The 14504-nt window shown below is 76.9% G+C and carries 13 protein-coding genes; 10 read left to right on the plus strand and 3 right to left on the minus strand.

The genetic code is table 11. The features are described 5' to 3' along the window. Positions 1 to 99 precede the first annotated feature (99 nt). The 9 genes from mptB to KPL57_RS70850 are packed head-to-tail and all read left to right on the plus strand — an operon-like array spanning position 100 to position 10554. Positions 100 to 1803, plus strand: a complete 1704-nt coding sequence (gene mptB / locus KPL57_RS49115; RefSeq protein ID WP_226357300.1) for a polyprenol phosphomannose-dependent alpha 1,6 mannosyltransferase MptB — start codon at positions 100 to 102, stop codon at positions 1801 to 1803. Next, positions 1800 to 2711 carry an ABC transporter ATP-binding protein gene (locus KPL57_RS49120; RefSeq protein WP_226357301.1) on the plus strand — a complete coding sequence of 304 codons (912 nt, stop codon included), beginning with the start codon at positions 1800 to 1802 and terminating at the stop codon, positions 2709 to 2711. The genes mptB and KPL57_RS49120 overlap by 4 nt, the downstream gene beginning before the upstream one ends. Before the next feature lie 35 nt (positions 2712 to 2746). Then, a complete protein-coding gene (locus tag KPL57_RS49125; protein ID WP_226357510.1) occupies positions 2747 to 3502 on the plus strand; it encodes an ABC transporter permease in 756 nt (251 codons plus the stop codon). Between the two features lie 15 nt (positions 3503 to 3517). Beyond that, positions 3518 to 4504 (plus strand): heme A synthase, encoded by a 987-nt coding sequence (locus KPL57_RS49130; protein ID WP_374203890.1) that lies wholly within the window; start codon positions 3518 to 3520, stop codon positions 4502 to 4504. A 53-nt stretch (positions 4505 to 4557) separates the two neighbouring features. Then, positions 4558 to 5649: an outer membrane lipoprotein carrier protein LolA gene (locus tag KPL57_RS49135; protein WP_226357303.1), complete on the plus strand. Its 1092-nt coding sequence runs from the start codon at positions 4558 to 4560 to the stop codon at positions 5647 to 5649. Continuing rightward, the gene (locus tag KPL57_RS49140) at positions 5646 to 6614 is read left to right on the plus strand and encodes an ABC transporter ATP-binding protein (RefSeq protein WP_374203891.1); all 969 of its coding nucleotides are present in this window, start codon (positions 5646 to 5648) and stop codon (positions 6612 to 6614) included. The genes KPL57_RS49135 and KPL57_RS49140 overlap by 4 nt, the downstream gene beginning before the upstream one ends. Then, positions 6611 to 7459, plus strand: a complete 849-nt coding sequence (locus KPL57_RS49145) for an ABC transporter permease (RefSeq protein ID WP_226357304.1) — start codon at positions 6611 to 6613, stop codon at positions 7457 to 7459. The genes KPL57_RS49140 and KPL57_RS49145 overlap by 4 nt, the downstream gene beginning before the upstream one ends. Before the next feature lie 46 nt (positions 7460 to 7505). After that, the gene (locus KPL57_RS49150; protein WP_226357305.1) at positions 7506 to 8477 is read left to right on the plus strand and encodes a quinone oxidoreductase; all 972 of its coding nucleotides are present in this window, start codon (positions 7506 to 7508) and stop codon (positions 8475 to 8477) included. Between the two features lie 52 nt (positions 8478 to 8529). Continuing rightward, entirely contained in the window at positions 8530 to 10554 is a 2025-nt protein-coding gene (locus KPL57_RS70850; protein WP_226357306.1) for a prolyl oligopeptidase family serine peptidase, read from the plus strand. 10 nt (positions 10555 to 10564) lie between these two features. Here KPL57_RS70850 and KPL57_RS49160 read toward each other — a convergent pair whose 3' ends face one another. Continuing rightward, positions 10565 to 11515 (minus strand): ABC transporter substrate-binding protein, encoded by a 951-nt coding sequence (locus KPL57_RS49160; protein WP_226357307.1) that lies wholly within the window; start codon positions 11513 to 11515, stop codon positions 10565 to 10567. Then, positions 11512 to 12414, minus strand: a complete 903-nt coding sequence (locus KPL57_RS70855) for a sucrase ferredoxin (protein WP_226357308.1) — start codon at positions 12412 to 12414, stop codon at positions 11512 to 11514. Before KPL57_RS70855 ends, KPL57_RS49160 begins: the two co-directional genes overlap by 4 nt. A gap of 39 nt (positions 12415 to 12453) precedes the next feature. Here KPL57_RS70855 and KPL57_RS49170 point away from each other — a divergent pair, with 39 nt between their 5' ends. Further along, positions 12454 to 13275: an AraC family transcriptional regulator gene (locus KPL57_RS49170; RefSeq protein WP_226357309.1), complete on the plus strand. Its 822-nt coding sequence runs from the start codon at positions 12454 to 12456 to the stop codon at positions 13273 to 13275. Positions 13276 to 13291: 16 nt separating this feature from the next. Here KPL57_RS49170 and KPL57_RS49175 read toward each other — a convergent pair whose 3' ends face one another. Then, positions 13292 to 14212 (minus strand): heme o synthase, encoded by a 921-nt coding sequence (locus KPL57_RS49175; protein WP_226357512.1) that lies wholly within the window; start codon positions 14210 to 14212, stop codon positions 13292 to 13294. Positions 14213 to 14504: the final 292 nt, after the last annotated feature.

Below are 14504 nucleotides of genomic sequence, written 5' to 3' on the forward strand. Positions count from 1 at the left end.
GGCAAAACAGACCCCCCGCCGTGGTGACCGGGCTCACTCCACCCGCAGGTGAGGGCCGGTACCGGACCCCCCGTGGCCGCACCACTAGCCTCTTCTCCCATGGTGACGCCCGAGGTCGCCCCGCCCGGGCGCGACGACCCCCCGACGCGTGCGGCGCCGTCCGATCCCCCCGCCACACCGCCGTCGACCGGCCACCGGGCCCGGCGCGGCCTGCGCGAGCAGGCCCGGATCGCGCGGATCCTCGGCCTGACCGGCGCGCTCCTGATGGGGATCAGCGCGCTGGGGTCCGGGGCCTTCCCGGTGCCGAACCCGCTCAACGGGCTGCGCGTGATCGGGCTGCCGTCGCGCAACGTCACCCTCGCGATCGCCGTCACCTACGCGGGCCTGCTCATGGTGGTCACGGCCTGGCTGTGGATCGCCCGGATGCTCACCACCCGCGGGGCACACCACCCCGCTCCCGAGCGCCGCGAGCTCGGCCGCACCGCGATCCTCTGGGGGGTGCCGCTGGCGCTGGCGCCGCCGATGTTCTCCAAGGACATCTACAGCTACCTCGCCCAGAGCGCGACGCTCGCCCGCGGGATCGACCCGTACTCGATCGGCCCGGCGCAGGCGCTCGGCATCGACGACCCGCTGGTCCGCGGCATCCCCACGGTCTGGCGCGACACCCCGGCGCCCTACGGCCCGCTGTTCCTCGGCCTCGGTCGCGGGATCACGGCGCTGTCCGGGGAGAACGTGGTGCTCGGCATCCTCGAGCACCGGGTGCTCGCGCTGGTCGGCGTCGCGCTGATGGTGTGGGTGCTGCCCCGGCTGGCCTCCCGGTTCGACCTCGACGCCGGCCTGGTCCTGTGGCTCGGCGCGGCGAACCCGCTGGTGCTGTTCCACATGGTCAGCGGCATCCACAACGAGTCGATCATGCTGCCGCTGCTGCTGCTCGGGCTCTGGGTGATGCTCGGGCGCGACGACACCGTCCAGCCGTGGTGGCGGATCACCGGCGGTGCCGCGCTGATCGTCGCCGCGGCCTCGGTGAAGCTCCCGGCGCTGCTCGCGCTGGGCTTCGTCGGTGTGTACCTGGTCCGCAGGCGCGGCGGCAGGCTCGTCGACTGGGCCGTGATGACGGCCTGGCTGTCCGCGATCGCCGCGGCCGTGCTCACCTTCTTCAGCCTGGCCACCGGGCTGGGCTTCAACTGGGTGCGCGGGCTGTCCGCGCCCAGCGTGCTCATCTCGCCCATGTCGATCAGCACCAACCTGGGGCTGCTCGCCGGGCAGGTCGGCAGACTCGCCGGGCTCGGTGACCACACCGAGACCACGATGGGCCTGATGCGCAGCCTGTTCGTGCTGCCGATCGCGGTGATCGTGGTCGTGCTGCTGCTCGGCTGCCTGCGCGGGCGGGTCGACCCGGTCACCGGCACCGGCCTCGGGCTCGGCGCCGTCGTGCTGCTCGGCCCCGTCGTGCACCCCTGGTACCTGTTCTGGGCGCTGCTGCCGCTGGTCGTGACCCGGGCGATGCCGTTCTACCGCCGCGGCCTGCTGCTGCTGTCGGTCGTGCTCGCGCTGGCCGTGCCGCCCACCGGCGCCGACTTCTTCTTCCGCGGGTTCCAGCTGCCGCTGGCCATCACCGCGGGCGCGGCCATGTACACCCTCGCGCTGTACGTCGTCGCCCGGCTGATCCGCTCCCCCGGCGACGCCGGTGACCCGGCCCGCCCGGACGGGGGCACCGACGGCAGCGGCACCGACGGCAGCGGCACCCCGGGCGACACCGGCGCCGGGACCCGCGCGCCGTCGGACCAGGAGCCCGCCCGGTGAGCGCCGCCCTGGAGATCCGCGGCCTCGTCGTGCGCTACGGCGCCACGACCGCCGTCGACGGGATCGACCTCGACCTCGCCCGCGGCGAGGTGCTCGCCCTGCTCGGCCCGAACGGCGCCGGCAAGTCCTCGACCGTCGAGGTGTGCACCGGGTTCCGGGCGCCCTCGGCCGGACGGGTGCGGGTCCTCGGCCACGACCCGGCCGACGAGGCCGTCCGTCCCCGGGTCGGCGTCATGCCGCAGGGCGGCGGCGCCTACCCGGCCGTGCGGACCGGGGAGATGCTGCACCTGGTCGCCGACTGCGCCGCGCACCCGCTCGACGTCGACATGCTCATCGACGTGCTCGGCCTGCGCCCGCGGGCGGGCACCCCGTACAAGCGGCTGTCCGGCGGGGAGCAGCAGCGCCTGGCGCTGGCGTGCGCCGTCGTCGGGCGCCCGGAGCTGGTGTTCCTCGACGAGCCGACCGCCGGTCTGGACCCGCAGGCCCGCCACCTGGTGTGGGACCTGGTCCGGGCGCTGCGCCGCGACGGCGTCGGGGTGCTGCTGACCACCCACCTGATGGACGAGGCCGAGCAGCTCGCCGACGACGTCGTGATCATCGACCACGGCCGGGTCGTCGCGCACGGCTCGCCCGCCCAGCTCACCGCGGGCGACCAGACCGAGCTGCGCTTCCGGGCCCGGCCCGGGATGGACGTCGCCGGTCTCGACGCCCGGCTGCCCGCCGGCTACGCCAGCTGCGAGACCTCCCCCGGCCGCTACCGGGTCCGCGGCCGGATCGACCCGGGCGCGCTCGCCGCCATCACCTCGTGGTGCGCCGACCAGGGCGTGCTCGCCGACGACGTCCAGGTCGTGCGGCGCAGCCTGGAGGACGTCTTCCTCGACCTCACCGGACGGGAGCTGCGCTCGTGACGACCCCGCGGACGACGCCACCGTTCCCCGACGGCATGTTCACCCCCGCGCCCGGGCGCGGCCGGGTGCTGACGATGCTGCGGGCCCAGGGCGGCCTGGAGACCCGGCTCGCGCTGCGCAACGCCGAGCAGGTGCTGCTGACCCTGCTCATCCCGGCGGCCCTGCTGGCCGGGCTCACGCTCGTGCCCGCGGTGCCCGCCCCGGAGCCGCGGGTGGCGTGGCTGTTCGCCTCCATGCTGGCGCTGGCCGTGATGAGCTCGGCGTTCACCAGCCAGGCCATCGCGCTCGGCTTCGACCGCCGCTACGGCGCGCTGCGCAGGCTGGCCGCGACGGCGCTGCCCCGCTGGCTGCTGGTGTGCGGGCGGCTGGCCGCGGTCGCCGCCGTCGTCGTGATCCAGGTGGTGCTGCTCGGCGTGCTGGCGGCGCTGCTGGGCTGGTCCCCGGCCGGTGCCCGGCTCGACGGCGCCGCGCTGGCGGTGCTGCTGGGCGCGGCCGCGTTCGGGGCGCTGGGCATCCTGCTGGGCGGGACGCTGCGCGCGGAGATCGTGCTCGCCGTCGCCAACCTGGTGTGGTTCGCGCTGCTGCTGGCCGGTGGGATCGTCGTGCCGGTGGCGGACCTGCCGGGGCCGCTGGCGGCGCTCGCGCCGTGGCTGCCCTCCGGGGCGCTGGCCGAGGCGCTGCGCTCGGCGCTCGGCGCGGGCGAGTTCCCCGCGGCCGGGCCGCTGCTGGTGCTGACCGGCTGGGCCGTCGTCGCCGGGGTGGCGGCGTCGCGGCTGGTGCGCTGGACCTGAGCCCCATCTTCTACGATGCGTAGTGTGCTGCTGTCGCGCGTGCCCTCCACCCCGCCGGTGCTGATGCGCCGGCTGGCGATCGCGAACCTCGTCGCCCAGATCGGGATCGGGGTGACCGGCTCGGTGGTCCGGGTCACCGGCTCCGGCCTCGGCTGCTCGACCTGGCCGCAGTGCGAGCCGGGCAGCATGATCCCGGTCGACCACGCCGAGATCGCGCCGCTGCACATGTGGATCGAGTTCTCCAACCGGTTGCTCGGCATCCTGGTGGTGCTCACCGCGGGCGCGGCGCTGCTCGGCGCGCTGTACACCCGGCCGCGGCGCCGCCGCCTCACCGGGCTGGCGCTGGCGATGCCGCTCGGCGTCGTCACGCAGGCCGTCATCGGCGGGATCACCGTGCTGCTCGGGCTGGCCTGGTGGACGGTGATGCTGCACTTCCTGGCCTCGATGGTGCTGGTCTGGTTCGCGGTGCTGCTCGTCGGCGCCGCCGGTGAGGCCGACGGCCCGGTGACCCGCACCGTGCCCGTCGCCGGGCGTGGGCTGGTGCTGTTCTCCACCGCGGTGCTGGGCGTCCTGCTCGTCGCGGGGACCCTGGTCACCGCGGCCGGTCCGCACGGCGGCGACCCGGAGACCCCGCGCCTCGACGTGCCGATCCCCGCGCTCGCGCAGCTGCACGTCGACACGCTGTTCCTCTACCTCGGCACCCTGGTCGGGCTCGGGTTCCTGCTGCACGCGGTGTCCGCCCCGCGGGCGCTGCTGCGCCGGTTCCGGGTGCTCGTCGTGGTCGTCCTCGCCCAGGGCGCGCTCGGCGGGGTCCAGTACGCCCTCGGGGTCCCGGAGCTGCTGGTGTCGCTGCACGTGCTCGGCGCCGGGCTGACCGCCGCCGCGGCCGCCTGGGTGTGGGCCGGCACCGCGACCCGCCCGGCCGCCGCCGACCCCCGCGCGACCCCGACCGGCGACCCGGCGGACGCCGCCGCGCCGGAGCCCGCCGCCGCGTCGGTCTGAGTCGGTCCGACCGGCCGCTGCACGATCGGGTGACACTCGGGCACTCTGGAGTCATGACCTCCGCATCCCGGTTGCGACGCGGCGGGATCGCCGTGGTCCTCGCGGCCGTCCTGGCCGTCGCCCTCATCGTGTCGCTGTCGGTGGGCCTGCTCACCACGCGGGCCTCCGCCGCCCCCGAGCTGCCGCCCGTCACGCCGGAGCAGCTCGTCGCCTCGGTCGTCGCGGCGGACCCGGTCGCGCTGGCCGGCACCGTCGCCGTCGACAACCGGCTGGGGCTGCCCGCCGTGCCGGGCCTGCCCTCCGACGGGCTGACCGACGGCACCTCCACCGCGCGGGTCTGGTCCGACGGGAACGGCGACGGTCGCCTCGCCGTCCCGAGCGACGACGGCGAGCGCACCTACGTCCGCGACGGCGCCACGACCTGGGCCTACGACTCCACCGACCGCACCGCGACCCGGTTCCCGAGCCGGGGGCACGCCCCGGACGCCGACGCCGCGAAGGACCCGGCCGAGGTCGCCCGGACCGTCGTCGCGCGGCTGAGCGCCACCAGCGTGCTGCGGGTCGACGGCACCACCGAGGTCGCCGGCCGCCCCGCCTACACCCTGGTCCTGGCGCCGAAGCCCGGTGAGCGCACCGTGCTGCGCGAGGTCCGCGCCGCCGTCGACGCGCAGACCCGGACCCCGCTGGAGCTGACCGTCCTCGGCGCCGGGACCGACCCGGTGCTGCGGATCGGCTTCGACGACGTCACGTTCGGCCCGCAGGACCCGGCCCTGTTCACCTTCACCCCGCCGCCCGGCGCCACCGTCCGCGACGGCACCGCCGGGACGGTGAAGCAGCCCGGCCCCGGCATCCGCCCCGGCCCCGCCAACCCCGGCCCCGGCAGCCCCGGCAGCACGCCCGCACGGGCCGCCGCGCCGACCGTCGTCGGCGAGGGCTGGGACACCGTGGTCGTCGGCCGGGTCCCGCAGCGCTCCGGCGACGGGCAGGGCCCGGACCTGTCCGCGCTCGGCACCCCGGTGTCCGGACCGTGGGGCGCCGGCCGCGAGATCACCACGAACGCGGGCTCGGTGATCCTGGCCGACGACGGCCGCGTCGCCGCCGGTGCCGTCGGCCCGGACGTCCTCGGCGAGGCCCTGGCCCGGTGACGACCACCCGCTCCGCCCCCGCCGGCCACGTGGCGGACGGGGCCGCGGACGAGCAGCTCCCGGCCGCCCGCGTCCGGGACCTGCGCAAGGTGTTCGGGCGGGTCACCGCCGTCGACGGGGTGGACCTCGACGTCCCGGCCGGGTCGGTGTTCGGGATGCTCGGCCCCAACGGCTCGGGCAAGACGACGCTCATCCGGATGCTGCTCGGGCTGACCACGCCGACCTCGGGCAGCGTCGAGCTGCTCGGGCTCCCGGTGCCGGGCGGGCTCGCCACGACGCTGCCCGACGTCGGCGCGCTGGTCGAGGGGCCGGGGTTCCATCCGTTCCTGTCCGGGCGGGAGAACCTGCGCCGGGTCGCGGCGACCGAGCCGCGGCTCGCGGCCGGTGAGGTGCGGCCCGCGGTGGAGGCGGCCCTGGAGCGGGTCGGGCTGGCCGCGGCCGCCGGGCGCCGGTTCCGCGGCTACTCCCTCGGGATGAAGCAGCGCCTCGGGCTGGCCGCGGCGCTGCTCGTCCCGCGCCGGCTCGTCGTGCTCGACGAACCCACCAACGGTCTCGACCCGGCCGGGACGCGGGAGACCCGGACGATCGTCGCCGAGCTGCGGGCGGGCGGGGCGACGGTGCTGCTGTCGTCGCACCTGCTGTCGGAGGTCGAGGCGGTGTGCACGCACGTGGCCGTGCTCAAGCAGGGCACGCTGCTCGCGGCGGGACCGCTGGACCGGCTGCTCGGCGCCGCCGACGGCGACTGGGAGATCGCGACCACCGACCCGGCGGCGGCGCTGCGGGAGCTCGGGGCCGCGGGCGCCGATGCCCGGGCCGAGGGCGCGGCCGTCGTCCTGGCCGCCGACGCCGACGGGCCGCGGCTGTTCGCCGGCCTCGTCGGGGCCGGGGTGGCGGTGCACGGGCTGGCCCGGCGCCGCGCCGGCCTGGAGGAGCTGTTCACCCGGATCACCGAGGGCGACGCGTGAGCGCCCCGCCCGCCCCGCCCCGGCCGGTGTCGTGGCGGCGGCTGCTCGGGGCCGAGCTGCGCTGGGTGCTGCGCAGGCCCCGGACCTGGGTGATGGTCGCGCTGCTCGGCGCGGTGCCGGTCCTGATGGCGGTCGGGCTCGTCCTGGCCGACGGGCCGCGCCGCGGCCTGCTCTCCGAGGTCGTCGGGAACGGGCTGACCCTGCCCGTCGCGGCGCTGACCCTGCTGATGGCGCTGCTGCTGCCGCTGGTGGTCACCGTCGCGGCGGCGGACGCGATCGCCGGGGAGGCCCAGCACGGCACCCTGCGCGGGCTGCTGCTGGCCCCGGTGGGGCGGCTGCGGCTGGTCGCGATGAAGGCGTTCGGGGTGCTGGTGGTGGCCGCGGTCGCGGTCGCGGTGGTCTGCGTGGTCGGGCTGGTGGCGGGATGGGCGCTGATCGGGCCCCCCGCCGTCGTCGGCGACGGCGGTGCGCTGCTGACGATGTCCGGCTCGGTGCTGGACCTGACCTCCGCGGCCGGCCGGATCGCCCTGGTCGCGCTGTGGACGCTGGGGCAGCTCGCCGCGGTCGGCGCGGTGGCGCTGGCGGTGTCGTCGTTCACCGAGCACCCGCTGGTGGTGCTGTCCTCGGTGCTCGGCGGGATCATCCTGTCCGGGGTGCTCGGCGCGATCCCCGCCCTGGAGCCGATCCGCCCGTTCCTGCTCACCGACGGCTGGGCCGCCGGGGTCGACGTGCTGCGCGACCCGCTGCCGACCGACGGGCTCGTGTCGAGCACCGGGCTCGCGGCGGGCTGGTTCGCCGTCGCCGCGGTCGTGCTCGTCTCCCGGATGCTCCGCCGCGACGCGTGAGGGCATGATCGGGCCCGTCAGCAGCGGCGAGCGATGAGGAGGACACATGCGTGCGGTACGGGTGACGAGGCCCGGCGGGTCCGAGGTGCTGGAGGTCGTCGACACCGACGCCCCGGTGCCGGGTCCGGGCGAGGTGCTGGTGGAGGTCGCCGCGGCCGGGGTGAACTTCATCGACACCTACCAGCGCGAGGGCATCTACCCGATGGAGACGCCCTACGTCGCCGGGCTGGAGGGTGCGGGCCGGGTCACCGCGATGGGCGCGGACGTCGACGGTGTCGCGGTCGGGGACCGGATCGCCTGGGCCAACACCCTGGGCAGCTACGCCGAGCAGGTCGCCGTGCCCTGGGCGAAGGCCGTCCCGGTGCCCGAGGGCGTCGCCGACGACGTCGCGGTCGGCGCGGCACTGCAGGGCATGACCGCGCACTTCCTGGTCAACGACTGTGTCGCCCTGCGCGGCGGGGAGACGATCCTGCTGCACGCCGCCGCCGGTGGCGTCGGGCTGCTGCTCACCCAGCTGGCCGTCGCGAAGGGCGCCCGGGTGATCGCGACGACGTCGACGCCGGAGAAGGCCGAGCTGGCCCGCGGCGCCGGCGCCGACGAGGTGATCGACTACACCGCCGTCGATGACCTGGCCGCCGCCGTCCGCGACCTCACCGGCGGCGCGGGCGTGCACGCCGCGTTCGACTCGGTCGGGCGCACCACCTTCGACGCGAGCCTCGCCTCGGTGCGCCCGCGCGGCACGCTGGTGCTCTACGGCGCCGCGTCCGGCCCGGTCGAGCCGTTCGACCCGCAGCGGCTCAACGCGGCCGGGTCGCTGTACCTGACCCGCCCGAAGCTGTTCGACTACATCGCCACCACCGACGAGCTGCGCACCCGCGCCGCCGCCGTCTACGGCGAGGTCGCCGCGGGCCGCCTCGACGTGCGGATCGGGCACCGCTACGACCTGGCGGACGCCCGCACCGCGCACGACGACCTGCAGGGCCGCCGCACCACCGGCAAGGTGCTGCTCGTCCCCTGACCGGTCCGGAACGGGGTCGGTCCGCCGCGCGGCGTGCGGTAGAACCGACGGCGTGACCGACACCCCCTTCCACGACCTCGACGCCTACGTCGCGCTCCCCCGCCTCGGCGGGCTCGCCCTGTCCCCCGACGGCACGCGGCTGGTCACCGGGGTCGCCGAGCTCGACGCCGACGGCACCCGCTACCGGACCGCGCTGTGGGAGGTCGACCCCGCGGGCGAGGCCCCGGCGCGGCGGCTGACCCGGGGCACGGCCGGCGAGTCCGGGCCGGTCTTCACCCCCGACGGCGACCTGCTGTTCCGGTCGGCCCGCCCGGACCCCGACGCCACCGGGGAGACCGAGCCGCCGACCGCGCTGTGGCGGCTGCCCGCGGCCGGCGGTGAGGCCGCGCCCGCCGGGTCGCGGCCCGGCGGGATCTCCGCGGTCGCCGTCGCCGCCGACGCGGGGACCGTCGTCGTGTCCTCCCCCACGCTGCCCGGCGCGGTGACGACCGACGACGACGAGCAGCGCCGCACCGCGCGCACCGAGGGCAAGGTCACCGCGATCCTGCACACCGGCTACCCGGTGCGGCACTGGGACCACGACCTCGGCCCGGCCGAGGAACGGCTGCTCCTGGCCTCCCCCGAGGACACCGACCCGTGGACGGACCTCACGCCGGCACCCGGCCGCGCGCTGGACGAGACCGCCTTCGACGTCTCCCCCGACGGCGGCTCGGTGGTGACCGGCTGGTACCGCGCGCACGGCCACGGCACCTGGCGGCCCGGCCTGGTCGTGGTCGACACCGCGACCGGGGAGCACCGCGACCTGACCGACGACGACGGCCACGAGTACGGCGCGCCCCGGATCAGCCCGGACGGGCGGACCGTCGTCGCGCTGCGCGAACGCGTCTCCACCCCGGAGGTCGCGCCGCGGATCGACCTGGTCCTGGTCCCGCTCGCCGGTGGCGCGCCGCGCCCGGTGGCACCGGGCTGGGACCGCTGGCCCACCGCGGCCCGCTGGACGCGCGACGGGTCGGCCCTGATCGTGACCGCCGACGAGAACGGTCGCGGCCCGCTGTTCCGGGTCGACCCGGGCGCGACCCCGCAGGACGACACCGTCACCCGGCTCACCGGTGACCACGGCACCTACTCCGACCCGTGCCCGTCGCCGGACGGGCGATGGGTCTACGCGCTGCGCCACGCCTACGACGCGCCCCCGGCCCCGGTCCGCGTCCCCGCCGACGGCCGCGACGCCGACCCCGAGCTCCTGCCCGCCCCCGCCGCCGCGCCCGTGCTGCCCGGCACGCTCACCGAGCTGGACACCACCGCGGCCGACGGCACCCGGGTCCGCGCCTGGCTGGTCCTGCCCGACGGCGCCGACGCCGAGCACCCGGCGCCGCTGCTGCTGTGGATCCACGGCGGCCCGCTGGCCAGCTGGAACGCCTGGTCGTGGCGGTGGAACCCGTGGCTGATGGCCGCGCGCGGCTGGGCCGTGCTGCTGCCCGACCCGGCACTGTCGACCGGCTACGGCCAGGACTTCGTCCAGCGCGGCTGGGGCGCCTGGGGCGGCGCGCCGTTCACCGACCTGATGGCCGCCACCGACGCCGCCGTCGCCCGGCCGGAGATCGACGGCACCCGGACCGCGGCGATGGGCGGCTCCTTCGGCGGCTACATGGCCAACTGGGTGGCCGGGCACACCGACCGGTTCGCCGCGGTCGTCACCCACGCCAGCCTGTGGGCCCTCGACCAGTTCGGGCCGACGACCGACCACGCCGAGTACTGGCTCACCGAGATGACCCCGGCGATGGCGCAGGCCAACAGCCCGCACCACCACGCCGACGCGATCGTCACCCCGATGCTGGTGATCCACGGCGACCGTGACCATCGGGTCCCGATCGGCGAGGGGCTGCGGCTGTGGTGGGACCTGGTGTCCCGGCAGGCCGACCCGGACGCCAACCCGCACCGGTTCCTGTACTTCCCCGACGAGAACCACTGGGTGCTCGCGCCGAACCACGCGAAGGTCTGGTACCGCACGGTGTGGGCGTTCCTGGACTACCACGTGCTGGGCGCGGAGTGGGAGACGCCGCACCTGCTGCGGTGACCGGCGGCCCTCAGCCGCGCAGGGACCGGGCCGCGTCGTCGAGCACCCGGGCCGCGCTCGCGTAGCCGCGGTGCACCCACGTGCCCCGGTCCACCGTGACGGCGCGCCCGGCCCGGACCGCGGGCAGGGACCGCCACAGCGGGTCCCGGGCGACCTCGGCGTCGTCCTCGCCCTCGGCGACCCGCACCAGCAGGAAGACCGTGTCGCCGGCCACCTCGGCCAGCCGCTCCCGGCTGACCCCGAGGTAGCCGTCGGCCTTCCAGGACACCCCGGGCGGGGTGGGCGCGGTCGTCGCGCCCGCCTCGCAGAGCAGGGAGCCGGCGAAGGAGTCCGGGCCGTAGACGCGGACGCCGTCGCTGTCGACCTGCAGGACCGACACCGTGCCCGGCCGGGAGGCGAGCACGGTGCGCGCCCCGGCGACGTGCCGGGCCAGCTCCTGCTCGGCGGCGGCGGTCGCCGGAGCCCGGTCCATCGCCGCGGCGGCGGCCGCCACGTACTCCCGCCACCGCGCGGCCGGCTGCGGGACCGCGATCTCGGCGGTCGGCGCGATCCGGCGCAGCAGGTCGGCGTGGTTGTCCGGACCGGTCTGGGTGAGGATCAGGTCCGGCCGTTCGCGGGCCACCCGCTCGAGGTCGACGCCGACACCCGCGTTCGTCAGCGGGACGCCGTCCGCGAGCCCGGTGAGGTGCGGGGGCAGGGTGCTCCCGACGACGGCCGCCAGCACCGGTCGCACCCCGACCGCGAGCGCGGCGTCGAGCAGCGCGGGCACCAGCGTCACGACCCGTGCCCCGGCCTCCGCGGGATCCGGGCCGGCGGGCGCCGGGCCTCCGGACGCCGGGGTGCCGGGCGCAGGGGTGCCGCAGGCGCCGAGGACCGCCGCCCCGAGCAGCCCGAGCGCGGCGCGCCGGGACACGCGACCGCCCACGCGGCCGGGCACGGGGGCGGGCACCGGGGCACTCACCGGGCCACCGCGGTGACGGTCGCGGACCGCGGGTCGGGGCGTCCCCGCTCCCCCGCCGAGCACGACGTCAGGCGTTCGGGCAGCGGCGCCGGGCTCAGCCGGACCCGGTCCCGGCCGCCCGGCCGGTCCACCACCACCCCGTCCCCGCAGGGGTCCCCGCCGGGGAGCGGGACCACGTCGTCGATCCCGCGCAGACCGTGCCGCTCCCGGACCACGTGCTCGGCGATCTGCAGCTCCGGCGGGTCGCAGCACCGCCCGCGCAGGTGCCGCAGCGACAGCAGCCCCCGGTCGGTGTCGGCGGCCAGCGCCCCGGCGTCGGCCGGGTCGACGTGGCCGAGGTAGTAGCCGTGCGGCAGGACGACCACCGCCGCCGCGAACCGGTCGCCACCCAGGTGCGTGGTCTCCCACACCCGCCCGGTCGACGCCAGCGCCCGCGCCACCGGGCGGCCCAGCACCGCGCAGCAGGCGTCCTTGCGGCCGTGCGTGCACACCAGGAACCACGGCCGGGTCACCGGAGTCCCGAGGCCGGGTGCCGACGCCGACGCCACCACGGCCGGGTCGAGGTCCAGCAGCGCCGAGAGGTCGTCGACCCGCAGCTCCTCGTGCCACGGCCCGCCCCGCCCGGAGTGCACGAGGTGCACCCGGCGCCGGCCACCGGGCCGGGCCCGGCCCGGCTCGCGGACCAGCAGGACCCGTGCCCCCGCCTCCGCGAAGCGCTCCTCGACCAGCGCGCCCCAGCGCTCGTCGGCCCGGTCGAGGGCGCCGTCGCCCCACGGGCCGGAGTGCTCCACGAGCAGCCAGCCCGCGGCGGTGGCGGCCGTGCCGCGCAGGGGTTCCCGCAGCGCGCGGGAGATCGCCGCGCACGCCGGTGGTGCGGTCGGCAGGTCCGTGATCGTCACCGGGACACCGTAGGAGTGTGGGCAGCCTAGCCTGTGTTCATGAACGGTCCCATGATGTCGAGTTCCCGACAGCGGCGGCTGACCGTCGGGGTGCACGTCCGCGACGAGCGCCCGGACCGTCGCGGCGACCGCGTCTGGACCCGGTGGACCTCACCGCCACCGGCGGACGTGCACGTGCGGGTGCACCAGCACCCGTGCCACGAGCTGGTCTGGGCGGCGTCCGGGCCGCGCACGGTCGAGATCGACCGCCTGTCCTGGATCGTGCCGGTCGGCGCCGGGATCTGGATCCCCGCCGGGACACCGCACCGGGGCGTCGTGACCGGCCGGACCGGGTACCGGTGCACGTTCGTCGAGCCGGGCCGGTGGGCCCCGGAGCTGCCGCCCGGGGTCGTCCGGTTCGGGCCGGCCTGGGCCGGTCTGGTCGAGCACCTGGACCGCGGGGACCTGCCCGAGGAGGCACGGCGGCGCGCGGAGGCCGTCGCGCTGGACTCGGTGGAGCCGGTCACCGGTGGCGTCGCCGACCTGCCGATGCCGACCGACCCCCGGCTGGCACTCGTCGCCCGGGGCATCGTCGCCGCGCCGGGTGCGGCGCATCCCGCCGAGGTGTGGAGCCGCCGGGTCGGGTGGAGCGCGCGGACGCTGCTGCGCCGGTTCCGCGAGGAGACCGGGATGACCTTCGCCCAGTGGCGGACGCAGGCCAGGGTGCGGGCCGCGGCCCGGCTGCTCGCCGAGGGGCGCAACGTGACCGAGACCGCGCACGCCGTCGGCTACCGCACGGCGAGCTCGTTCGTCCGGGCCTTCCGCGAGGCGACCGGGCGGACCCCGGGCGCCCTGGGCACGACGGGCCGGCGGTCCCGCTGACCGCGGGCGGGCCGGGTCAGAACAGGACCGGCAGCCCCAGCGCGGCGTCGACGGCGATCGCCGCGAACAGCACGCACAGGTAGATGTTCGACAGGTGGAACAGCGGCATCGGGGAGATCTCGCCGCCGGACTTCACCTGGTGGTGCAGCCGGTGCGCCCGGAACACGAAGTACGCCCCGCCGAGCAGCGCCACCGCGAGGTACACCCACGACGTCGCCGGCAGCAGGAGCAGGCTCCAGGCCACCATCACCCAGCTGTAGACGACGATCCGCACCGACACCGCGGGCGCGGGTGCGACGACCGGGAGCATCGGCACCCCGGCGGCGGCGTAGTCCTCGCGGTAGCGCATCGCCAGCGCCCAGAAGTGCGGCGGCGTCCAGAAGAAGATCACACCGAACATGACCAGCGCGGGCCACTCGACGGTGCCGGTCACCGCGGCCCAGCCGATCACCACCGGCATGCAGCCCGCGGCACCGCCCCACACGATGTTCTGCGAGGTCCGCCGCTTGAGCAGCATCGTGTAGACGAGCACGTAGAACGCGATCGCGGCCAGCGAGAGCGCGGCGGCCAGCCAGTTCGTGGTCAGGCCCAGCCACACCGAGCTCAGCGCGGCCAGGACCAGGCCGAACACCAGCGCGTTGCGCGTGGGGACCTGTCCCCTCGCCAGCGGGCGGCGGGCGGTGCGCGCCATCTTCTGGTCGATGTCGGCGTCGACGACGCAGTTCAGCGCGTGCGCCGCGGCCGCGGCCATCGCGCCGCCGACCAGGGTGGCCGCGATCAGCAACAGCGACGGCACACCGCGCTGGGCCAGGAACATGGCGGGCACGGTGACGACGAGCAGCTGCTCGATGATCCGCGTCTTGGTGAGGCCGAGATAGGCCGCCACCGTGGCGCGGACGCGCGCGAGACGCCCGGTCGGTGCCGCCGGCACCACCACGGTCGTGGCGGGGGGCGTCGCCGCCGGCGCGGCGTCCGGTCCGGCCGGGACGTGCTCGGCCGGGACCCCGGCCTCGTCGGCCCGGCTCCGCCCTGACGCGGGTGCGCTCACCTGTCCGTACCTCGCTCGGTTCGACGTAGTGATCCCGTGCCGCGCCGCCCGAGGGGCCGCACCGGCTCGGTGCCGTGGACACGGGGTGGTCGCCGCGGTGGCGACCTCCCTAGTTCTACAGCGCGTCGATGCTAACCGGTGGCATGCGTCGCGGGCCCGCCGGGTACGCGGTTCCCGGCGG

This window comes from Pseudonocardia sp. ICBG601 (genome assembly GCF_020496245.1).

What these genes read in the sequence shown, in the direction of transcription:
- mptB (WP_226357300.1), top strand. Translation starts at nt 100, where the DNA reads ATGGTGACGCCCGAGGTCGCCCCGCCCGGGCGCGACGACCCCCCGACG.
- KPL57_RS49125 (WP_226357510.1), top strand. Translation starts at nt 2,747, where the DNA reads ATGTTCACCCCCGCGCCCGGGCGCGGCCGGGTGCTGACGATGCTGCGG.
- KPL57_RS49130 (WP_374203890.1), top strand. Translation starts at nt 3,518, where the DNA reads ATGCGTAGTGTGCTGCTGTCGCGCGTGCCCTCCACCCCGCCGGTGCTG.
- KPL57_RS49135 (WP_226357303.1), top strand. Translation starts at nt 4,558, where the DNA reads ATGACCTCCGCATCCCGGTTGCGACGCGGCGGGATCGCCGTGGTCCTC.
- KPL57_RS49150 (WP_226357305.1), top strand. Translation starts at nt 7,506, where the DNA reads ATGCGTGCGGTACGGGTGACGAGGCCCGGCGGGTCCGAGGTGCTGGAG.
- KPL57_RS49170 (WP_226357309.1), top strand. Translation starts at nt 12,454, where the DNA reads ATGAACGGTCCCATGATGTCGAGTTCCCGACAGCGGCGGCTGACCGTC.